Source organism: Prevotella veroralis DSM 19559 = JCM 6290, assembly GCF_000377625.1.
Classification (GTDB): Bacteria; Bacteroidota; Bacteroidia; order Bacteroidales; family Bacteroidaceae; genus Prevotella; species Prevotella veroralis.
Genome location: NZ_KB898329.1, coordinates 103,662 through 126,462, shown reverse-complemented (window position 1 = coordinate 126,462; position 22,801 = coordinate 103,662). Strand labels below are relative to the sequence as shown.

Annotated in this window: 22 protein-coding genes; 5 read left to right on the top strand and 17 right to left on the bottom strand. The window is 42.6% G+C overall.

What is annotated here, in order from left to right; genetic code table 11:
• Window positions 1-10: 10 nt before the first annotated feature.
• Genes D464_RS0106160 through D464_RS0106125 form a run of 8 tightly spaced genes read right to left on the bottom strand, consistent with a single transcriptional unit; the run spans window position 11 to window position 9,028 of the window.
• Window positions 11-1,828, bottom strand: a complete 1,818-nt coding sequence (locus D464_RS0106160; RefSeq protein ID WP_018910627.1) for an LTA synthase family protein — start codon at window positions 1,826-1,828, stop codon at window positions 11-13.
• A gap of 55 nt (window positions 1,829-1,883) precedes the next feature.
• Window positions 1,884-2,897 carry a glycosyltransferase family 9 protein gene (locus tag D464_RS0106155; RefSeq protein ID WP_018910626.1) on the bottom strand — a complete coding sequence of 338 codons (1,014 nt, stop codon included), beginning with the start codon at window positions 2,895-2,897 and terminating at the stop codon, window positions 1,884-1,886.
• Window positions 2,887-4,011 (bottom strand): glycosyltransferase family 4 protein, encoded by a 1,125-nt coding sequence (locus D464_RS0106150; RefSeq protein ID WP_026284647.1) that lies wholly within the window; start codon window positions 4,009-4,011, stop codon window positions 2,887-2,889. Before D464_RS0106150 ends, D464_RS0106155 begins: the two co-directional genes overlap by 11 nt.
• Window positions 3,995-5,179, bottom strand: coding sequence for a glycosyltransferase (locus tag D464_RS0106145; RefSeq protein ID WP_018910624.1), 1,185 nt, complete (start codon window positions 5,177-5,179; stop codon window positions 3,995-3,997). Before D464_RS0106145 ends, D464_RS0106150 begins: the two co-directional genes overlap by 17 nt.
• Window positions 5,176-6,132, bottom strand: coding sequence for a glycosyl transferase family 90 (locus D464_RS0106140; RefSeq protein WP_018910623.1), 957 nt, complete (start codon window positions 6,130-6,132; stop codon window positions 5,176-5,178). Before D464_RS0106140 ends, D464_RS0106145 begins: the two co-directional genes overlap by 4 nt.
• Window positions 6,133-6,146: 14 nt before the next feature.
• On the bottom strand, window positions 6,147-6,878 hold the full coding sequence (locus tag D464_RS0106135; RefSeq protein ID WP_018910622.1) for a 3-deoxy-manno-octulosonate cytidylyltransferase: 732 nt from the start codon (window positions 6,876-6,878) through the stop codon (window positions 6,147-6,149).
• A gap of 21 nt (window positions 6,879-6,899) precedes the next feature.
• A complete protein-coding gene (locus D464_RS0106130) occupies window positions 6,900-7,790 on the bottom strand; it encodes a lysophospholipid acyltransferase family protein (protein ID WP_024985689.1) in 891 nt (296 codons plus the stop codon).
• Window positions 7,787-9,028, bottom strand: coding sequence for a 3-deoxy-D-manno-octulosonic acid transferase (locus D464_RS0106125; RefSeq protein ID WP_238309016.1), 1,242 nt, complete (start codon window positions 9,026-9,028; stop codon window positions 7,787-7,789). The genes D464_RS0106130 and D464_RS0106125 overlap by 4 nt, the downstream gene beginning before the upstream one ends.
• 218 nt (window positions 9,029-9,246) lie before the next feature.
• On the opposite strand from D464_RS0106125, the gene D464_RS0106120 reads away from it, so the two are divergent.
• Window positions 9,247-9,879 (top strand): hypothetical protein, encoded by a 633-nt coding sequence (locus D464_RS0106120; RefSeq protein ID WP_208854298.1) that lies wholly within the window; start codon window positions 9,247-9,249, stop codon window positions 9,877-9,879.
• A 408-nt stretch (window positions 9,880-10,287) separates the two neighbouring features.
• Here D464_RS0106120 and D464_RS0106115 read toward each other — a convergent pair whose 3' ends face one another.
• Both D464_RS0106115 and D464_RS0106110 read right to left on the bottom strand, forming a co-directional pair.
• Complete coding sequence (locus D464_RS0106115; RefSeq protein WP_018910618.1) at window positions 10,288-11,748, bottom strand: aminoacyl-histidine dipeptidase; 1,461 nt, start codon at window positions 11,746-11,748, stop codon at window positions 10,288-10,290.
• Between the two features lie 47 nt (window positions 11,749-11,795).
• Window positions 11,796-12,830: a lysylphosphatidylglycerol synthase transmembrane domain-containing protein gene (locus tag D464_RS0106110; RefSeq protein ID WP_018910617.1), complete on the bottom strand. Its 1,035-nt coding sequence runs from the start codon at window positions 12,828-12,830 to the stop codon at window positions 11,796-11,798.
• 77 nt (window positions 12,831-12,907) lie between these two features.
• On the opposite strand from D464_RS0106110, the gene rsmA reads away from it, so the two are divergent.
• The 4 genes from rsmA (at window position 12,908) to rsgA (ending at window position 15,931) form a co-directional block, all read left to right on the top strand.
• A complete protein-coding gene (gene rsmA / locus D464_RS0106105) occupies window positions 12,908-13,711 on the top strand; it encodes a 16S rRNA (adenine(1518)-N(6)/adenine(1519)-N(6))-dimethyltransferase RsmA (RefSeq protein ID WP_018910616.1) in 804 nt (267 codons plus the stop codon).
• 5 nt (window positions 13,712-13,716) lie between these two features.
• Window positions 13,717-14,193 (top strand): GAF domain-containing protein, encoded by a 477-nt coding sequence (locus D464_RS0106100; protein WP_018910615.1) that lies wholly within the window; start codon window positions 13,717-13,719, stop codon window positions 14,191-14,193.
• A 78-nt stretch (window positions 14,194-14,271) separates the two neighbouring features.
• Window positions 14,272-14,832, top strand: a complete 561-nt coding sequence (gene frr, locus D464_RS0106095; protein ID WP_018910614.1) for a ribosome recycling factor — start codon at window positions 14,272-14,274, stop codon at window positions 14,830-14,832.
• A 154-nt stretch (window positions 14,833-14,986) separates the two neighbouring features.
• Window positions 14,987-15,931 (top strand): ribosome small subunit-dependent GTPase A, encoded by a 945-nt coding sequence (rsgA, locus tag D464_RS0106090; protein ID WP_018910613.1) that lies wholly within the window; start codon window positions 14,987-14,989, stop codon window positions 15,929-15,931.
• A gap of 296 nt (window positions 15,932-16,227) precedes the next feature.
• Here rsgA and D464_RS0106085 read toward each other — a convergent pair whose 3' ends face one another.
• The 7 genes from D464_RS0106085 to D464_RS0106055 all read right to left on the bottom strand — a co-directional run bounded on the left by D464_RS0106085 (window position 16,228) and on the right by D464_RS0106055 (window position 22,764).
• Window positions 16,228-16,686 (bottom strand): HU family DNA-binding protein, encoded by a 459-nt coding sequence (locus D464_RS0106085; protein ID WP_018910612.1) that lies wholly within the window; start codon window positions 16,684-16,686, stop codon window positions 16,228-16,230.
• A 371-nt stretch (window positions 16,687-17,057) separates the two neighbouring features.
• Window positions 17,058-18,032: a hypothetical protein gene (locus D464_RS14145; RefSeq protein ID WP_306302062.1), complete on the bottom strand. Its 975-nt coding sequence runs from the start codon at window positions 18,030-18,032 to the stop codon at window positions 17,058-17,060.
• 204 nt (window positions 18,033-18,236) lie between these two features.
• Window positions 18,237-18,653, bottom strand: coding sequence for a hypothetical protein (locus D464_RS14140; RefSeq protein ID WP_322786080.1), 417 nt, complete (start codon window positions 18,651-18,653; stop codon window positions 18,237-18,239).
• Window positions 18,654-18,675: 22 nt separating this feature from the next.
• Window positions 18,676-18,876: a hypothetical protein gene (locus D464_RS0106070; protein WP_018910610.1), complete on the bottom strand. Its 201-nt coding sequence runs from the start codon at window positions 18,874-18,876 to the stop codon at window positions 18,676-18,678.
• 557 nt (window positions 18,877-19,433) lie between these two features.
• Complete coding sequence (locus D464_RS0106065; protein ID WP_018910608.1) at window positions 19,434-20,228, bottom strand: HAD family hydrolase; 795 nt, start codon at window positions 20,226-20,228, stop codon at window positions 19,434-19,436.
• 178 nt (window positions 20,229-20,406) lie between these two features.
• The gene (locus tag D464_RS0106060; RefSeq protein WP_018910607.1) at window positions 20,407-21,762 is read right to left on the bottom strand and encodes a glucose-6-phosphate isomerase; all 1,356 of its coding nucleotides are present in this window, start codon (window positions 21,760-21,762) and stop codon (window positions 20,407-20,409) included.
• A 6-nt stretch (window positions 21,763-21,768) separates the two neighbouring features.
• Entirely contained in the window at window positions 21,769-22,764 is a 996-nt protein-coding gene (locus D464_RS0106055) for an NAD(P)H-dependent glycerol-3-phosphate dehydrogenase (protein WP_018910606.1), read from the bottom strand.
• Window positions 22,765-22,801: the final 37 nt, after the last annotated feature.

Here is a 22,801-nt window from a genome sequence, read left to right as displayed (position 1 = left end):
TGTATTACTATTAACGCTTTGCCATATCGTGATACAGGGTCTGCAAAATGGCTTTTCCTATGTTTATGCGTCGCTTGTCATTCCCATAAATAGCTCGTTTACTTACGTTGTCATAGACAGTACAGCCTGTTGAATCACAGAAATTGAAGCCATTATTAAAGGTATTGAAGCCAAACGGATAACGATAAGTATTACCCATTACATCACGACTAAAGGTAAAGTCTTCATGAGGAATACCCATTTGACCTAAGACAGTAGCAGGAAGATCGGTCTGACTTATCAGTTTATGGATACGCTGAGGATGCTTAATAGCACCGCCCATCATCAAGAATGGAATGTAAGGGAACTTCGGTGAAGCAATCTCACGCCAGTTAAATCCATGATCAGCAACCACTACGATGAGTAGATTCTTCCATGCTGGAGTCTTCTTCAACTTATCTATGAATGTTCCAAAGCACTGATCCGTATATGCGAAAGCATTGTATTTCTTATCCTTCAAACGATGATAAGGCACATCAAACGGGTTGTGAGAACTGATGGTTAAGAAGGTAGTGTACCATGGACCAGACTTTTCCTTATCACGACGAACAATGTCATTATACAACCAGTTAAAGGTTACATGGTCTGGTACTCCCCACTTAGTTGTTCTGTCAGAAGCGGGGAAGTCATCCTCTGTCACTAGCTTGTCATGCCCCGAATCAAGGAAGTATTCAGACATATTAAAGAATGACACGTCGCCTCCATAGAGTGCTTGTGTCTGATAGCCATACTTCTTCAGGGTCTTTGGTAAGCCTGGCAAATGCTTGATCTTATGTGTAAAACGCATGATACTTGTCGTTGGTTGCCCCAGATAACCACTCACTGCACACACAATACCACGGTCTGTTCGGAAGCTACCACAATAACAACTATCGAAGACAACACTCTCTGGTAAGAGGCGATTGATGTTTACCCCAACATCTTTCATACCTCCTAAGCCTTCAATGAAACATGAGCCAAAGCCCTCAAGAACCACTACTAACACATTAGGACGTGATGTTTTTATGAGCTTCTCCGTACTATCGGCCTTTGTTGGAAATAGACCCTCATATAGCTTAGCTCGCGTTTTCTCATCGAAAGCATCAAATTCCTTGTAGTCGTCCTCCTCCTTCTGAAGACTGTACATAAGGTTGAAGATTGGATTCAAAGCTGCATGATTATAGAATGTGACATTGCTATAAAACGCACGACCTGGCGTATTTGGCCATATTCTTAAACCACGAATCATAGCAAACAAGGCTCCTCCTATCACAACAAAAAGGACACCACGCAACCATGGATTTGTCTTTATCTTTCCTAATTGTACTTTCCATAAAGGCCATGCAAGCAGGGCGTATGAGATAGCAGCTAGTACAATCCAACCGAGTAGACGTACAAGCAGATAACCTACTGACACACTTGCAAAGGCATCCTTTGGGTCATTAAGATAAAAGAACGCCATCCGATCGAGCTTAAACTCCCAAAACTCATACAACGATGCATCGGCTAACGCGCCCAATGTCAGTAATATGGAGATAATGACGAGATAGATGTTTAAACTCTTCTTAATAGGGAACTTCGCCCATGCCCATTTGATACCAAAGAGCAAAAGAGGTATTGCCATCATATAACCCACCGTTGCCATATCAATGGCAAAACCATGTACATAAATCTCCAAGACGTCATGGAACGATGGAGATAATTTTCCGAAGCCATGGTTATAAATGAGGAATAACGGCTTCTGAATACCTAAGAAAAACAAAGTAAAGGCTATAAACAGCCACAATAATATTGAAAGATCTTTCTTCATAATCAATTTTTTCAGTCTATCTAATAGATGTTCTTATCTTTATCTATACGTTATATCACTTCTTATCGTTCGTCTTTATCACATTCATCAACTTATCTACAACTTGCGATGGGGTTAATGTCGTCATGCAATGGTAATCACCTTTTGCACACTCATCTGCCCCCGCTATCGTACAAGGTTGGCAATCACAATGTGTCAACAAAGCGTCACCTTCTTGCTGCTGCCAGCCTAAGAAGCCACAAGCGGGAGCTGTTCCGCCCCATATACTCACGACACGCACGCCTGCAAGAGAGGCTAAGTGCATATTGGCAGAGTCCATAGACACCATTACATCAAGCCATGCCATCAGTGCCAATTCCTCGTGTAATTGCAATGAACCAGCGATACATCTGACGTTAGCCAACTCTTTTGCCCATAACTCTAAAGTTGCTTTTTCTTCTCCCCTACCGCCGAATAAGAACACTCTCACGTTCTCTGTCTGATTCAACAAGGCAATAACTTCTTGCATCTGACTAGCTGGATAGGTCTTATTCTTATATCTTGCAAAGGGTGCAATACCTATCCAATGTTCGTTCTCCGGCTTTGTTAATTGTAGAGGTAGGGTTGGTTTCTTATCGAACAAACCATCGAACTGAGGTTCACAAGGTAGCCCTAATCGTCTAAAAACATCGAAGTATCGTGCTGTAAACTTACTCTCCGTGTACTTATGTTGATGTGTTATCGCATGTCGTTCACTACGTTTCTTGTCAAGTATTGTCACTCGCACGCCTCGCAAAAGATAGCGTAAATCAATCTTCCAAGAGCGCATCACGTTGTGTAAATCGGCTACAGCGTCAAACTTCAAGCCCTTAATTGGCTCTAAGACAGCCTTTCTGTCCTTCACAGGACACAGTGTTATATTCTCTGGAACATGGATGAAGAGCTTGGTACAAAAAGCCATCGTCAACACATAGAAACGGTGTTGTGGATAGGTTCTAGCCACACTATAGATAGCAGGGATAGTCATTGCAACATCCCCCAATGCTGATAGTCTTATGACAAGGATACGCTTGTTTTCTTTATTTGCCATACCTATTATATATGTCAATCACCTGTTGGGCAACCTTCTTACCATCGAACTTCTTGACGTATTCCAAGCCTTCACAGATAGCCTGCTCACGCCGGTCACCACCCGGCAACATGCGCTTTATAGCCTCAGCAAATGCCTTCGGATCATCTGGACTCACGTATAGACTACCCTTACCACCAGCTTCTTCCAAACAACTTCCCGTCGCTGCGACAACAGGGAGACTAGCTTCCATTGCCTCAATGATGGGTATTCCGAACCCTTCATAACGGCTCGGATAACCAAAGACAGCTGCCGAATGGTATAGAGCATGCAATGTTTCATCATCAATACCAGATAGGAGATGAACCCTACCAGCGACTCCAAGTTCCCTAGCTTTCGCCTCTATTCGATCGGCATAAGGGGTTCTTCTACCCACAATAACCGCATCAACACCTTCCAAATAAGATAAGGCTTCCACTATCTCAAGGGCATTTTTGCGCTCTTCTATCGTACCAACAAAGAGGATGAAGTCGTTTGTAAGATGATACTTCTCCCTTACCTTATGCTTTAAAGACACATCTACAGGAGCTGCAAAACGTGTACTACAACTCTGATAGATTACCGATATTTTCTCTTCGGGCACCTTCCCATACTCTATAATATCTCGTTTTGTACATTCAGAGATGGCTATGATGTGTGTTGCCTCATTGATGGCGTTATAGAAACGACGGGTGTAAAGCCATCTATCAATGGGTTTGTACCATTCGGGATGGCGCAGAAAGATAAGGTCATGAACTGTAAGAATGGCAGGAACAACCTTACTAATACCCTTTGGTAACTCTGCATTGAGTCCATGAAAGACATTCACTTCATGCTTACGGAGGTCTTTTACCATTCCTTTCAAATGCCACCACCTTTTATATAAAGGGATGGATGAATTTGTAGGAACCACCAACTCTCCTTTTTGAGGTATAGAGATAGCTTTCAAAGCAGGCTTCCCTTCATCTGGAGAAAACAGCAAGAGACGATCGTTGTCAGCTATCAACTCTGACATATTACACACCAATGTCCGACCGTAATTGCCTAATCCCGTGGCATTACGTAATATCTTCCTTGCATCAACCCCTATCTTCATTTAGTATCCTCCTAACCATCTGGAGCCATGCAGCCCCTGTATTATCAATACTGTATGTCTTTGCTTTCTCAATCACTCGTAACTGCATTCTCTTCCTGCGTTCATCGTCTTTAGCAAGTGCAACTAACGCTTTGGCGTATGCTTCTTTATCGAATGGCTCTATCAGAACACCTTCCTCTTTGCTTGAGACAACAGCTGTAGCTGCTGTGAAACTATTATACAGAATAGGAACAACACCATTAGTTTGTGCTTCCGCCAAAACCAACGGCCAGCCTTCATAAGACGATGTCATACACAAGATTGCAGCCTCATCATAATACTTCTTTGCCTGATTGGTCGGTCCTTCAAAAGCTATATTCTTCAGTTCAAGCGTTGTTGCCATTGCCCTTAATGATGCGTCTTCTACACCTCCGCCAACAATCTCCAACTTCCAATCAGGTAGCTGCGGCTGTACGATCTTCCATATTCGTAACAAGCGGTCAACACGCTTCTGTATATGAGCAAAGCGTCCCAAATAAAGAATGATCTTCTCTTTATCCAAGTTCACATCAGTTGGTAAGGATACAGAATTGGGTAAGACACATACCTTATTATCAGCTGATAGATTCAAGTTCTTCGTCAATTGATCTTTAAAAGACTGACAAAGAACACCATAAGCATCCGCCCAGTGATATACTTTCTGGTACTTTCTGTAATAATCCATATCCATTACCTTCTTCCATACCTGTAACAGACTCCTTTTAAAAGGATGTGCTTCACCAATAGCTACGGTAAGCCCCAACAGTTCATGGAATGGTGGATTGTGGAGGACAAAGACCATCTTTACACCTGTCTTTGCCTTCAACCAAGCAGCATAGCGTTGCTTCTGATAAGTCACAAGAATATCCACCTTCTCCCTTAATATGGCATCACGAATAGCCTTGGCAACACGTGGTGACCATAGGATATTACCCTTAGGAAGAGGTTTCACATCGAACAATCGCTGGAAACCCTTCGGATAGTTCTCTTGCAAATGGTTCATAACAAAGACCGTAACAGCGAATCCGTGGGAGCATAACCAGTTGCCCACATCACACGTTACACGCTCTGCTCCACCGCAAGGGAAGTCTTTTGAAAGGAATGCAATATGCACTTTCCGTCCATGCCGCTGGTTATCGTTAGTCATCATAGGTCTGTTAAGTCAAAGTACTTTTGTGCTACTGCAAGCTGCGTAGCCAATTCTATTCTTGGATTTTGGAACTGCTTCACCCATTCATGGGCATGTTCTATGATGGTTTCAGCCTCTGATGGATGTGCAATATAGTACTCTATTTTCTCTATCAAGTCCGAGTAGTCAGGTTTTACCTCTATATAATGATAATCTGGAATAAGCCTTCCTTCCATGTACCAAGTCTCATAAATCATAGGTGCGGAGACGGCTACTGAATTAGAGGACATCACCCACTTGAGGTTCGTTGCAACGTCCATTCCTTCAATGCAAGCGACAAACTTATAATCTAACTGCTCCTCAATGCTTAGGAATCCCTTGATACTTTCAGGGAAATCTTCGTTTGGCTCGGCTTGAGACTTACCTATATTGCACATGGGATGATCCCAAAACATCTCGCAAAACCTGCGTCTGTGAGGACGAGCATTACACCATGTTGTCCTTGAGACAAGCATGTTCTTCTTTTCTGCAAAAGCCTTCTCGTCATGCACGAAACGGAAGTGTCTATGCTGATCGAGCTTCAGCAAGACCGCATTCACATTGTCCCCTGCTATCGGACGGCTCTTTACAAACGTTGGTTGAGACGGCACATGGGTTACATCCCCATGCTCATATCTAAATCTACATGCCGCTGGGAAATACTTCAAGACACTATACTGGTCAAAGAAATAAGTAGAGAGACGACTCTTCTTATCGCCAAACTGTTGCTTCTTTAATGGGAACTTATATTGCCCAACAGTAGTTGCTCCATCTATATGAGTATGCTCTTGAAGTTTATTATAGTAGGCAACACGATCCATAACAATCTCTCTTTCATCATGGCTAAGCCCTGCCATGATGGAAGAGAGACGTGGACGATAACATATTCGAGGTACGAATACATAGTCCAAGATCTTCCCTATTGAATTACCCATAGGTGATTTCCTCTTTATTCCATTTCGCCTTTCATAATAGCCTCAACTCCCGCAATGTCTTTGTGGTTGTCCACTGAGAGTGAGCGACAATGGCAATTGTAGTAATAAATAGGCACATTGTTCTCGATAAAGCGGAAGGAATCATTCTCTTCTATCTTCTCTATAGGTCCACGAGGGGTCGTATGATAGAACTCCAAAGCCTTATGATTGAAAGCACCTACACCCACGAACTTATGATAAACATAATCCATATTGCCCTTTGGATATGGGATTGGACTGCGTGAGATAAATAAGCAACGGTTGTTATGACCTGTTACTATCTTCAAGTTAGTCGAATCAACGACCTCAACAGGGTTGTGGAAATCGGTCATAAGGTTAGACACATACATCTCTCCCTCACCTATGTTTGCAGGGATACACTGCGTGATGTAGTCCTTAGTCAACAATGGTTCATCACCATTCACCATGACATATAGATCTGCATCAACCTTTGTTGACACCTCATAAAGACGCTCTGTTGCAGTGTCATGATCAGATGCTGTCATAACAACTTTCGCTCCGAACGATTCTGCGAGAGCCTTGATTTTCTCGCTATCTGTTGCTACATACACTTCACTGAACTGCTCTACTTCCTTGCAATGTTCCCACACCCAACGTATCATTGGCTTGCCTAAGATCAATGCAAGAGGCTTTTCAAAAAAGCGCGAAGACTCTGCTCGCGCAGGAATTACACATACGATATTCATTGTATCTATTATTTAGTACTTCTAATGAATGGCGTTCCCGTCCCTGTCAAACTTCCATCTGTTATGCGACCAAAGCCATAGCTCGGGTTGCTTACGGATGTTCTCCTCCATCATGCGGAGGTATTGTAAAGTATAAGGGAACTTCGTTTTATCCTCTTCAGGACGCACCTCTTGAAAGGTCATAACATAGTGACCACGTCGCGGTTTCTCAACATGTAGGAAGAAGTAGTGGGCTTTTACGTGCTTACCTATCTCCTCCCCTCCCACAGCGAAAGCGGTGTCTTGATGCAGAAACTGTGTCCAGTTATGAAGGTTCTGACTATTCGGACGCTGGTCAGATATGAACCCCACGAGGAATTGTTCATTACTCCGATACTTCCTTAAAAGGAATCGGATGGCTTCTTGCTGTGTAACAAGTGTGGTGTTAAAACGGCTTCGGATGCGTAACATCAAATCGTCCATCACCTTGTCTTTTACAGGTCGATATAACTCACAAGTGAATGCTGGTCGACTGTAATAATGCGATACTTCCTGTGCCCACTCCCAGTTACCATAATGCCCAAGGAATAGGATTACGGGGCGACCATCAGCCGCTATGCGTTCCACCTCATCGCCATTATAGACCTCAATTCGGCGTTTCATCTCATCGTCACTGACATGCAGAAGTTTCACAGACTCTACTATGACATCAGCCAGATGACGATAGAATTTATTGGTGATAACGCCTACCTCCTTTTGATTTAACTCTGGGAATGACCTACTGATATTACCTGTCATCACTCGTTTCCGATAATGAATAACATACCGCAAAACGAGATATATAAAGTCACTTATCCGATACAAGCACCAGAAAGGCAGCAAGGCTATACACTTGAGGAGACCGAGGAATATATAATAACGTACTTTTCTCATTGCTCTATGTTTGCACAAACCTTTTGAGTGAAGTTGGCATTTGCTTCTATGAAAGCCGTTGCCCGACTCTTCACATCCTCCTGTTCCCTTACTTCTCTCACCTGATTAAACCAGTAACACAAGCCTTCTGGCGTTGTGACTATCGCTCCTATACCTCGACGAACCATCTCTTTCGGGGTTGTCTTACGCTCTATTCTTGGACCAAAAGCCACGGGTATGCCATAAACAGCTGGTTCGATAACACTATGCAGATAGGCTGTGAAACCACCTCCAACGTATGCCCAATTACCATAACGATAGATACGTGAGAGCGAGCCAAGGATATTAACTACCAATACTTGCACATCGGTAAAGTCGGTATCTGCGGTACATTCCGTATATAACAATGACTTTGCAGGTATTTTTTCTTGCACCTCACGAAGTGTCACTGCATCTATCTCATGTGGAACAACAAGGAATTTAACATCTGGTTCGTGCTCAATTAAAGAAGACACAAGCGATAAATCGTTAGCATCGCTCACGCTCCCTGCCACAAAGACGGGCGTATTGTCTGCACAAAACTTCTCTATTACTGCATTCTGATAAGGCTCTTTGGCTATGCGAATAGCGTTATCAAACAAAGGATCACCTATCACTTCTGCATTATTAAAGCCTATCTTTGCCAGATTCTCCTTCGATCGTTCGTCCAAGACCATGAACTTTGTAAAGACCTTGAAAACCTTTCGGATGGGGTAACCATACCACTTCAGAAGATAAGAACTATCAGCTACTAACATTGAAACAAGATAGGTTGGTATCTTGCGGCGATGCAATTCTGACAAGTAATTTACCCAATATTCAGAGATAGCAAAGATTACCTTTGAAGGCTTCACGATGTCAAGAAACTCCTTAACATTGCTTTTCGTGTCTAAAGGAAGGTAGAAAATGTTATCCACCTCATGGCTTTTCTCGTTCTCATTCATCAACGCAATGTAACCAGATGATGAAAAGAAAGTAACGATGCAACGGCGTCTCTCGTTCCTTAAAGTCCGTATAATCGGACGAATAACATTGTATTCTCCATAGGAAGCAGCATGAAACCAATAGACCTCACGACCATCATCTACCATCTCACAACGTATGGTTGAGAGCAAGTTTTGTTGCCCCATAACAAAGCGATAAGCCTTTAGGTGTTTCTTTTGTAGCCATCGTTGACAACGTTCACTCCCCCACACTCTGCGGAAGAATGTATTTGCCAAGCTGAAAAGACCATTATATATTAATGTGAAGATGCCTACCACTGCTACCTAAATATTTATTCGCTCAACCTGTCAAGAGAACTTTCTTCGATGATTGAAACGAGTATATAGTATATTGCAAAAGTACAAATAAAAAACCGAGAAAGTGTCTATATATATCAAAAAAAAATATATCTTTGCAGCCAGAAAACTAAAAGATAATGATAAAGAAGATTCTTATGAAGAAATTACTTACACTTTCGATTGTATTAAGTTTAGCAACAAACATGATGGCAGTAGAGCCTAATTCAGATGGACTTGAGAAAGACAAAGCTGTCTACTTGGAGCTTTTAGGAGCCTCAAACATGGTAGGTATCAATTATGATCAGCGTTTCAACGACCATACAAAATGGGGTTGGAGAGCAGGTCTTAGCTTCGGTTTCGGTAGCAACTCCAACTTCTTTGGTAACTATGGTAGTATTCGTTATTACTCAGTTCCATTGGAGGTAAACTATCTTATAGGCTCTCAAAAGAACAACTTAGAGCTGGGGGCTGGCGCTAACGTGGGTATTTACAACTCTCACGATCGTGACATTCAAACCCTTGAAGGTCCTGTCACGCTCACTCCTGACCAACAGGCGCACCTGATAACGCAAAGAACTATCGGTGGAAAGACGATTACTTACCTTGGTTATAACACGAGTCACAACCGTTTCGGATACTATTTCTTTGGTAACATTGGCTATCGTCACGTTTCAAACAAGGGCTTCCTTTTCCGTGTGGGTGTGAATCCTTCCTTCACATTAGGTGAGAAGAACGCTATTAAAAAGGCTGTGCTCTACCCTTATCTCGGCTTTGGTTGGGCATTTTAATACCCCACAGAATACCAAAAAAAGCCTCCCCAAGCCCTTCCGAAGAGGGGGATGTGCCTAACGGAAGTTGGTTAGGATAAAGGGGAGAATTGCTTCATTCAATATTCAAAACTCATAAGTAAGAAAACAAGAAACGCCTTTCTCCATTGGAGAAGGGCGTTTCTTTCTACTAAGGAGAGGCTCTCCTCATATCGAAGAAACGCCCCCTTTCTTTCGAAGGAGGCGTTTCTTATCTTTCGTCTTTTTATCCGCTGCTAACGAAGCAATGCCTCACAACACCCGACTAAACCTTTCCCTCCATACACCAATAGCACTATCTACTCCCCTCTCCATTCGGAGAGGGGGCGGGGGTGAGGCATCTTCTCCCTCTTTCAGTGAGGTCGGGTGAGGCTCTCAACGACCATTATCTTACTTCACAGGAATCTCCTCCAAGGTCTGAACTAACAAGTTCCAGAATGGCTCAGCAGTAGCGATTTCAAAGCGTTCCTTAGCTGTGTGAGGACTACGAATCGTTGGTCCAAGACTGACAACATCCATATTTGGATACTTACCAAGTATGATTGAACACTCGAGACCAGCGTGATCTACCTGCACAATTGCCTCTTCGCCGTTTTGTTCCTTATATACTTTTTGCAACAAGCTAAGGATCTCGCTCTGTGGATTTGGGTCCCAACCGCCATAATGAGCACTAAAGACTGTCTTCATACCAGCCATATTAAAGCAGCTTTCCAATTGTGTTGCGATATACTCCTTCATGTCTTCACGACTTGAACGAGCAAGGATCTTGATAGAAGCCTTTGTTGGTTCGATATTGATGATAGCGAGGTTTGAAGAGGTTTCTACCACATCTGGATAAGAAGGAATCATACGCAAGACACCATTGTGACAAGCATAAATAGCGTCGATGAGGTTATCTTGAATCTCAACTGGTAGAAGAGCTACAGGCTTATCTACGTCCTCTACGAAGAATTCTACATTATCAACAACCTCTATACCCTTATACTCGTCCTTGATAGCAGACTTCTGTTTCTCAACGAGTTCCTTAAGTACAACGACATTAGCTTGTGGTAAGGCTAAGACAACTTCAGCCTTGAAAGGAATGGCATTACGCATGTTTCCACCCTGCCAACCAGCTAACCGAGCATCGAGTTCGGTGATTGCTTTGCGAACAAAACGTACCATCTCCTTATTAGCATTGGCACGTCCTTCATTGATTTCAAGTCCAGAGTGACCACCACGAAGTCCCTTTAAAGTAACCTTTACAGCAGCCTCTTGATCATTCGCAACCTCTTTATATTCAAGTGTTGATGTAACGTCTACACCGCCAGCAGAGCCTATAACGAACTTACCCCAGGTCTCTGAATCAAGGTTCATGAGGATATCTCCATGCAACTCACCCTCTGGGAGTTCGTTAGCACCAAACATTCCTGTTTCTTCATCACGTGTAATGATGGCTTCAATAGGACCATGTTTCAAGTCCTTATCCTCCATAATTGCCATGATAGCAGCAACTCCGATACCGTCATCAGCACCTAATGTAGTGTTGTTTGCATACACCCAACCATCCTCAATGTGGGTTACGATAGGGTCAGTCTCAAAGTTATGATTACTATCTGGAGCCTTTTGTGGAACCATGTCCATGTGTGCTTGGAGTAGAACTGTCTTACGATTTTCATAGCCAGCAGTGGCTGCCTTACGCATTACCACATTACCGCCAGCATCGACAAATGCCTCTACTCCTACCTTTGCAGCAAAGTCTAATAAGAACTTCTGCACCTTTTCCATGTACCCAGATGGGCGTGGAATCTGTGTTAAATCATCGAAGTTTCTCCACAAGCCTACTGGTTTAAGATTTCTGATTTCACTCATAATGTTGATATTAAAAGGTTATTACTATAATTGTTGTTTGGCTTATATTATACATTTTCTATTGGTCGGGTGAGTTTGGCAGGACTATCCAATGAAACATAAGGTTTGGTAAAGTTCAATGCTACCCACGCATAAATGCCTAAGAGAATGACCAAAAATGTTTGGATAGTATGCACTATCAATACAAAATAAAGTGCCTGATTGTCAGCAACACCATAAAGTATTAGCATTGTCTTCACTGCAAAATGCCATGGTCCAGCACCATTAGGTGTTGGGACGATAACGGCTATCGAACCCACAACAAAGCTCACTAAAGCACAAGAAAGACCGAGGTGTGCAGTTGAAAGAAAGCAATAGAACGTTAGGTAATAATGCAAGAAATAACTGCCCCATATCGCTATACTATAGAAGAGGAAGAGTGGGATATTCTTCACTCTCCTTAATGAATTGATGCCTTGCCAAATGCCACTTAGCATTTCTTTCACCTTCTTATATATAGAAAGGTGGCGTAGAATATTATAAAAAAGGATGAGGGAAGCAACACCACAGACGGCTGTTACCAACCATCCAGTTGCCGAGAACATTCCTAAGAAATCGTCAATTCGAGTCCCTGTACGCGAAAAGAAGTTTGAGAAAACACCAATCTGCATAACAAAGGCAATAGATGTTATAAGAATGACGATGAGCGTATCTACCGCCCGTTCGGTCACTACTGTACCGATAGCCTTTGGGAAAGCAACCTTATCATAACGATTCAGAACACCACAACGAGCAAACTCTCCGATTCGAGGAATGAGTAAACTAACGGCATAAGAAAGGAAGATTGAATTAACACAAACCGATGAACGGGCATGTTCCCCGATAGGTTCTAGACTCTGCTTCCACCTCCATCCACGGAAAGCCTGCGCCAGAATACCAAAGGGAAGAGAGATAATCATCCACGTCCAATTCATCTCGTGCAAGAGAACATGACTAATGCTAGAGAAGTCGAAACCGCGATACATCCAATACAAGATGGCACTTCCAAGCAAAAGGGGAAGTACTATCTTGATGATCTTATTGAACAGTTTCTTTGTATTCATATATTGAGCAAAGATAAGTAAAATGCTTTTAAAAGCAAAATAAAATGCCTATCTTTGTAGGCAAATACGTAAAAATCATGAAATTAGTCAAGCCCAAGAAGAATTTAGGTCAACACTTTCTAACTGACTTAAGCATTGCTAAACGGATTGCAGATACTGTTGACGCATGCCCAGAGATACCTGTTTTGGAGATTGGACCAGGTATGGGAGTGCTCACGCAGTACCTTGTTGAGAAGCCAAGAGTGGTTAAAGCAGTTGAAATTGATGCTGAGAGTGTTGCGTATCTATATGAACGTTTCCCCAAACTACACGAGAATATCCTTGGAGAGGACTTCCTTCAAATGGACTTGACACAGATATTTAATGGTAAGCAGTTCGTCTTGACAGGTAATTACCCTTATGACATTTCATCGCAGATATTCTTTAAGATGCTTGATTATAAGGACTTGATACCTTGCTGTACGGGGATGATTCAAAGAGAAGTTGCGCTCCGCATGGCAGCAGCACCTGGCTCGAAGGCTTATGGGATATTGTCTGTCTTGATTCAAGCATGGTACGATGTGGAATACTTGTTCACTGTGGATGAGAATGTATTTAACCCTCCTCCAAAGGTGAAGAGTGCAGTGATTCGCATGACAAGAAACGATGTAACAGACATTGGTTGCGATGAACAATTATTCAAAAGAGTGGTGAAAACTGTTTTTAACCAACGACGGAAGATGTTGCGTGTAAGCCTTCGTCAGATATTTAATAATGGTAAACCAACGGATGGATTCTATGAGCAAGACATCATGACGAAGCGTCCTGAACAATTATCAATACCGCAGTTTGTGGAACTAACCAACATGGTTGAAGAGCAATTAGCCAACTATCAACAATAGAACGCATGACAAGGAAAGAGCAATATGAGCAATTAATTCCGCAGATTGCAGGCTTGATAAAGGATGAAACAAATCTGGTTGGCATTCTTGCGAATGTTTCGGCTGCATTGCATGAAGCGTTTCCAGAACGATTCTTTTGGGTGGGCTTTTATCTTCAAGAGGATGGGAATATGTTGAGACTCGGACCATTCCAGGGGTCAGTAGCCTGTTACACGATTCCTTATGGTAAGGGTGTTTGTGGCAAGGCATGGGAGGAAGGTCGCACACTAATCGTTCCTAATGTAGAGACATTCCCTGGTCATATTGCTTGCAGCAGTCGTTCTCGAAGCGAAATCGTTATTCCCATGTATGACTCTCAAAGCCATTTTAGGGGTGTGTTAGACATTGATAGCACCCGATTTGATGACTTTAGTACAGAAGACAAAGATGGTCTGGAACATGTCATCCAACTACTGATGGCGCAAATAGAAGACCTCCTTTAGGAAAAGTAAAGTAAATTCTTGTGCATATCCGAATTAATTCCTATTTTTGTAACATCGAATATTTAATACTAAAGATATATGTTAGACGTAAAGCAGACATTAAATGATGCCAGCGAAAGAATGGAGATGGCAGCAATGTATCTTAGCGATGAATTGCAACGCATCCGAGCTGGTCGTGCAAACGTAGCCATACTTGATGGCGTACGAGTTGACTCTTATGGTTCAAAGGTTCCACTGAATCAAGTAGCCTCAGTCATGGTGCCTGATGCACGTACCATTGCTATTAAGCCTTGGGATAAGAAAGCTATTAAGGACATCGAGAAGGCTATCATGGATTCTGATGTGGGTATCACACCAGAGAACAACGGTGAGATGATTCGCTTAAACTTACCTCAACCAACCGAAGAGCGTCGTAGAGACTTGGTGAAACAATGCAATAAAATCGGTGAACGAGCAAAGGTCGAGATTCGCAATGTGCGTTCTGATATCAAAGACAAGCTGAAGAAAGCTATCAAAGATGGTCTATCAGAAGACAACGAGAAAGACGCTGAACTTAGCTTACAGAAGGTTCACGACAAGTTTATCAAGCAGGTAGATGAGCTTCTAGCAGAGAAACAGAAAGAGATTATGACCGTTTAATAAAGCACACAACGGCCCCTCCCCCTACCCCTCCCCCAAAGGGAGGGGAGTAATATCTACCGACTACCACTATTCTATTTGGATTAATAACGGTAACTACTCCCCTCCCTTTGGGGGAGGGGTAGGGGGAGGGGCCACTCTTTTTTATTTATTTATGCGTGGCTTAGTAATAAAGAACACTGGCAGTTGGTACACCGTAAAGGCGGAGAATGGTAAAAACATAGACTGCAAGATAAAGGGTAACTTCCGATTAAAAGGGATTCGCTCTACCAACCCCGTGGCTGTTGGCGACCATGTTGTCATCACGCCCAACCAAGAGGGTACGGCATTTATAACCGAGATTGAGGATAGAAGAAACTATATTATAAGGAAGTCGCCGAATCTTTCTAAACAGAGCCACATCATTGCTGCCAATATTGATCAGGCTTTCTTGGTGGTAACTATCAATTATCCTGAAACTTCAACAACATTCATTGATCGATTTCTAGCTGGTGCAGAGGCGTACAGAGTACCTGTCACCTTGGTCTTCAACAAGCACGATTTACTATCTGAAGAAGAACTGCGGTATCAGCATGCAGTGATGAAACTCTATGAGACTATAGGCTATGAATGTATCGAAGTACAAGCCACTAGCGAAACTTCCAATGAGTTCAGTGTAGAGAAACTGAACCCCTTGTTAGCAAATAAAATCACATTACTAAGTGGGAACAGTGGTGTTGGAAAATCAACCATCATCAACGCTCTCCTACCCCACGTAAACCTTCGTACAGCCGACATATCCGATGCGCACAACACGGGTATGCACACAACAACATTCAGCGAGATGCTGGAGTTGCCCGTTGGAGGTTATCTCATCGATACCCCAGGCATAAAGGGCTTCGGTACATTTGATATAGAACGAGAGGAGTTGACAAGCTACTTCCGTGAGATATTTAAGTTCTCCGAGCACTGCAAATTCTCTAATTGTACCCACACACATGAGCCTGGTTGTGCCGTTCGCAAGGCTGTTGAAGACCATTACATATCAGAAAGTCGATACAACAGCTATCTTTCTATGCTCGAAGACAAGGAAGAAAACAAGTATAGAGAGGCATTTTAAAGCTTGAAAACACTTTCCTGACACATAAAACATGCTTTCAAGACAGAACAAACTCTGCCTTAAAGACAAAGTAGAGGAACAAATCAAAGACACAATAACATACAGACATATTTCCTAATGACATATTCATTCCCCTTTCAATATACTAACAGTAGGGACAGACGCCCTCGTCTGTCCGCTCCCAATGTTAGGATGTTTCGGACAGACGAGGGCGTCTGTCCCTACTTTGTGGTATCATATCCTAACTAGCTTCCGTCAGGCACTCTCCCCCTTTCGGGGGAGTTGGAGGGGGCTTTTTACCCTGCCACTGGTCCACTTCCCTCCTCTTTCTTTTCTTTCTCTCCGTTCTTCTTTTCTTTCTTTTTCTCTTCCTCCTCATCACGTTTTCTTACCGACTCATAAGAGTTTGTACCCAACTCGTGCTTCAATTCTGTGCCAGGCGTGAAGACTACACGCGGCTTAATCGTCTCAGTCTTAAAGGCTTTTTCTGTTTCCGCTCCTTTGCTCGACAACGTGACACGCATCGAACCAAAATTACCTAACTGAATACTGAAACCATCACGGAGGTAATGTGGCAAACAATCAATAAAGTTATACAACACGTTCGACACATCACCACGCGTCAACGACGAACGCCCCGCAATATCACGTGCAATGTCATCCAGCGACTTATGCCCAACGTTTACCGGATTAGCATAATACTTCACTTCCTCCCGCTTCTGCGGATTCTTCTTTTGAACTAATTTAAATCTCATGATTCTTTGGTTTTTAAATTATTAATACTATTGTTGTTTATCATAGCGTAGGGCAGCACGCTTCCGCGCCTATTCGTTGCATCTTCATGCCGCCCTATTCTATTTTCTTTGTTTATTTCCCGCCTTTCATCACTTAAATCCCCCCTTTCCCTCATCTCTCTCCTGTCGAATACGTATCCCGTTGCTGCGCTCACCGTATCTACGTGCCGACAGATGCGGTGAGCGTTGCCGTCAGATACGTATCTAGCAGCTGCGCAATGCGTATCTAGCAGTCCGTAGATACGCATCCGCCAGCGCGTAGATACGGTGAGTGCAGCGACAGGAAACATATCCGCCAAACATATCCTATCCGAAAGTGGGCTTGGAAGAGACTATTCAAATGCATGCACTCTCAATCCGTTGCCGCGACCAAAGGTATCCACAAAGATTTTATCACGATGAAAGTACAAGCAGTATGCGAAGATTCTCCCTGCTGATGATGGACTCGCACTAGATGACCAGTAGAATCCTCCGTCGCCAACACTGTACAACCGACCTGTACTATAGTAACCAGAAGCAGGCAGGTAAAAGTATTTATTTGCATCTTCTACTAAAGGTAAAATATTGGATACTGACCAGTAATAATTAGTATGATCGTACAATCGCCAATCGCCATAGCCTGGAGCATTGTTCGTGTTAAACCCACTTATATATGCTCTCTTCTTAAACCAAATTCCACCTTTATATAAGTGACCCATTGTTACCCATAATTCGTCACCATCCCAATGGGGATCTCCATCTTTTGCATACCAAACCATCCCATTTGCATTAGGAAGCCTTTCACAAGAATTTATAGCTGGATTATTTACATGAGAACCTGGAAAGATTGTGTTAAAATAACGAGAATCACCTTCCCGAGGATAATTACTAGATTCTGTTGCACCTGAGAGCCCTCTACTGAGTGTTGGTTGATTACCGCCTAAGTCCCATTCGTACCCCTTCCAATATTGATTTAGAGCATCCCACAGATAATAATGATCGCCATTGTACTCATGTGGGTCAAGATTAGCTGTTATATCCTGAATTGAACCAGCAGTGCAATTTAGCGTGACATACTTGGATACAGTTCCCTCTATTGTGCCACCTGGGTTATCTGTTGTATTGCGAAGCCAATAGCGAATACGGACTTTATGTGTACCAGGAGCAATGACTGCATAGGTTGCATTCTTACTCATATCGTCGGTAGAGTTGTCTATATCAAAGCCCGAACCAGTTGTTATGGTAATTGTCTTTGAACCACTAGAAGCGAGGGTAAGAGCTCCATTAGCTGCTATGTCGTAAGTACCAGCAATATTATCGTCGCTCATAATCTCAACCTTAATCAACTTACTGCGATTTACGTATGGGTTACTTGATCGAGGGATAAAACAGAGATAAGCAGCCTTGTGATTAAGGGTGAACTTATAAATATCACCAGTTTTGTTACCTGTAGCGATTCCAAAATCGCCCGATTCGTCTGCATGGTCAAAGTTGTTTGGGATGGACTGTACTTGTGTTGCCTTTATCTCAACTTATGGTTGCGTTCCAATTGCCTTGTTTGTATATAGAATATCGTGTGTAGTACCTGTGTAAGTACCAGAGAGGGCAAATACTCCTTTCGTTTTATCTGTGGCAAAAGGAAATGTTACAGCTCCACTCTGCTGCCAGATTCCAGCATCGTCCTTTACCCATATCTTATCCGTGCTACTCCAATTTACAGAAGCATCCGAACCCTTAGTATGATTAAGAATTACCGTACGTGTTGTGACTTCCATTTGAGAAACACCTGTAAAGACGATTGCACCAGCAGGGATATTATCTTTCTTTTGCTTGTTCTCTTGAACAACATCGTCCTTCGCACAGCTAACAGTAAACAATAAGGTTACAAAAACATAACACATGCCTTGTATTACTGACCCAATAGTTTTTCTTTTCACAAACTTATTCATGCCTTGTCCTTTCTGATAATTATTAAATCTTTTCTGTTTCTACCCAAGATATACTGTCCCCGCCTTCTTCTTCATTCAAAAAGTTGCGTTTAGCATCGCCAACAGTTGTTCCAGGTTGAATCACTCCAGCATTACCGCTGGCATAAACCAATAGGTTTTCTGTCTCTGTACAAACAATGTTACATTTGGGTTTTTGATAAATTCTTCTTTCAATTACTATCATTTTGTTTAATTTTTAAGGGAAACACAATTAGCAAATCCTGTTTGTTTATTGATTAAAATAGCTATTATTTCATGCTTAATTTTTCTATATTTCGGTTTAGGTACGGACACAAAAAAAGAACAAAGGAAACTCCTAGAAGTCCTTTGTTTACAGGGTTTGCGGCACGCTTCGCGCGCGCGTACGCGAGAAGAAAAAATGTGTAATTTACGTCTGCTCTACTAGAGAGAGTATACAAATATTTGGAACTACCAAATTATTTGCTATCTTTTTCTCGTTTTTAGATGTTAAAGAATCCAACGCAATGGCACATGCATTTACACCTTTATTATGTAAGGCGCAAACGTTAGCTTGATTGAAATTCGTTGTTTGTAACATCATTATTAATAAGTTAATTCTCACTTAACGGGCGCAAAGGTAAGAATAATTAATTAACTAGCCAAATAAAAACAAAAGAAAAAGCCTCATCAAGCACCCCAACCCCTCTCCGAATGGAGAGGGGAGTAGAAACTAATGTTTACCACACTTTGGAGCGATATAAGAATCAGGGAGATGAAGGCTTAATAATGGGGGAAATGAGATAAAAGAAGTTCCCATTTGTCGGCGAACTCACGGATAGTTGGAAAGAGGATGTTGGCACCTTCGTCCAGAAGAGCCGCATCGGGCAATGGTCCACTATTGATTGCTACGGTGAAACAACCAGCTGCTACACCGGCACGAACGCCCAAAGGAGCATTCTCTACAACAATTCCCTCGGATGGAGAATAGTTGCCCGCCTTCTTCAAGCCCATAAGATAAGGATCAGGATTAGGCTTACCACGCTTCACATCAAAGGCTGTAGTTACCTGATCCCGAGTGATAAAGTCGGAAAAATCATGTGTCACACGCTCTATCAACAGTCGCTGTGCACTGCCTGTTACAATACCAATCTTCAGTCCACTGCGCTTTATCTTCTGCATGAGATCGAGCACACCATCGAAGATTTTAGCTTCTGGCATCTCATGAAAATAGTGTGCTTTCACATCATACATCCGTTGCGCCTCTTCCTCACTCAGTTCCTTTCCGAGTTGTTCGCGAGCATATTTACGAATGGTATCAACCCCTCTAGCACCTTCAGTTGCATACGAATCCTCCAGCGTGAAGTGTATTCCAAACTCCTTCATAGCACGCTGCCAGGCAACACCATGATTCGGCATTGAGTCATAAAGCACCCCATCCATGTCGAAGAGGACGACTTTGAAGCCTGTCCAAGCTTCTCCAAAGGAAGGGATATTAGGGGAATTGAAGCCTCCCCAAGCCCCTCCAAAGGAGGGGATGTCTTGCTGGGATTGGGATGATATAGTAGCTTTTTTCACCTTATTATATATTATTATCCTCAAGTACCACACCTTAGTGCAGGACTTGAGGATACATTAGAATCTTATTAAAGAATACTCTCTAAACACCTAACTAACTAACTTCTGTTAGCTACTCTTCCCCATTCGTGGAGGTTTATTAGGACTTCCCCTCCTTTGGAGGGGCTTGGGGTGGCTCTTATTCCTTAGTCAATCTTTCTTGAATAGCCTTGCTCTCTGCCTCGTAACCAGGCTTATTGAGAAGAGCAAACATATTCTTCTTGTAAGCCTCAACACCTGGTTGGTTGAATGGATTAACCTCTTGGATAAGACCACTAATACCGCAAGCCTTCTCGAAGAAGTAGATGAGCTGACCGAGATAATACTCGTTCAATACTGGTACACTCACACGAATATTAGGCACACCACCATCTACGTGAGCCAGACGAGTACCAAGTTCTGCCATCTTGTTAACCTCATCAACACGCTTACCCTCTAAGAAGTTCAAGCCGTCGAGATTCTCATCATCATGTGGGAAGAGCAACTTTGCGTTAGGCTGTTCGATAGAGATTACAGTCTCAAAGATAGAACGCTCGCCCTCTTGAATCCACTGTCCCATAGAATGGAGATCGGTTGTAAAGTCGCAAGCAGCAGGGAAAATGCCCTTGTGATCCTTACCTTCACTCTCACCATAGAGCTGTTTCCACCACTCTGCAAAGTAATGGAGCTTTGGTTGGAAGTTAGCAACTATCTCAATCTTCTTGCCTGCCTGTGAGTAAAGACCTTGACGAACAGCAGCGTAACGTGCTGCGATGTTGTTAGCAAAAGGAACGTCATTAGCCGTTTCCTTCTCCATTACCTGTGCACCCTCAACAAGTTTCTGAATATCGAAACCAGCTACTGCAATAGGTAACAAGCCAACTGGTGTAAGAACAGAGAAGCGTCCACCAACATTATCAGGAATGATGAATGTCTTGTAACCTTCCTTTGTTGCAGCAGCACGAGCAGCACCCTTGTGCTCATCAGTGATAGCTACAATAACGTCTTTAGCAGTCTCCTTACCACGTTGCTCCTCACATTGCTTCTTCAAAAGACGGAATGCAAGAGCAGTCTCTGTGGTAGTACCAGACTTAGAAATATTAATGACACCAAACTTCTTATCGCTTAAATAGGCGGTAAGTTCAGCGAGATAATCCTCACCAATATTGTTTCCTGCGAACAAGATTGTTGGGTTCTTCTTGTCATTCACAAGCCAAGCAAAACTATTACCTAAGGCTTCGATGACAGCACGAGCACCTAAATAAGAACCACCGATACCAGCAACAACAACCACTTCACACTTCTCACGAAGAGTGTTGGCAACCGCTTGTATCTGACCAAGGAACTCGGTAGTTATACTTGATGGCAAGTGTAACCAACCTAGGAAATCGTTACCTGGACAAGTGCTCTTCTCCAATGCTTCTTGGGCAGCAGCTACGTGAGGAGCATAAGCCTCTACCGCACCCAAATTCAAAAACTGAGCTGCTTTTGAAATGTCTAACTTAATACTTTCCATTTGTGTTTATCTAAATGAATCTGTTAATAATTTAATCTCTACTTGTGGACTTATACGTTCGTAAAGGATGTTATACACGGCATCTAGAATCGGCATATTTACATGTAGACGGCGGTTAATCTCCTTCATACACTTCGTTCCGAAGTATCCTTCGGCTATCATCTCCATCTCTAATTGAGCCGACTTAACGCTATATCCCTTACCAATCATCGCACCAAAGGTGTGGTTACGAGAGAAGTTACTATATCCCGTTACCAACTGATCACCAAGGTAAACGCTATCGATAATAGATCGTTGAATAGGGTTGATTGTCTTTAAGAAACGATCCATTTCTTGCATAGCGTTCGACATTAACACTGCTTGAAAGTTATCGCCATACTTCAGACCAGCACAGATACCAGCTGAAATGGCATATACATTCTTCAAGACAGAGGCGTATTCTATACCGAGAACATCAGGTGATATCTTTGTCTTAACATAATTGGATGCTAACACCTCTGTAAAGCTTCGAGCCTTCTCAAGGTCAGAACAACCGACAGTTAGATATGTAAGACGTTCCATAGCAACCTCTTCTGCATGCGAAGGACCACCTATCACTGCCAGATTATTATAAGGAACTTTGTATGCCTCATGGAAGTATTCCGAGCAAACAAGGTTCTCATCAGGCACAATACCCTTGATAGCTGTAACGATAAGTTTCGTATTGAGCTTTGTTTTTAGCTTCTTCAACAAAGCCTTCAGATAAGGAGATGGGGTCACAAAGACCAATGTGTCATACTCCTGAACAATCTTATTAATGTCAGACGAGAAACTTATCTCATCCATATTGAACCTAACACTCGTCAGATAGGTAGGGTTATGTCCTCTCCGTTTAAACTCTTCTATCTTATCATCACGGCGGAAATACCAACCTATGTGATGCGTATGTTCCACAACAATCTTAGCGATAGCCGTTGCCCAGCTACCGCTACCAATGATTGCTATTTTACCTATGTTGAACATTCTTCTTAGGTAGTTAAAGGAGGAAGAGGCAACTCTT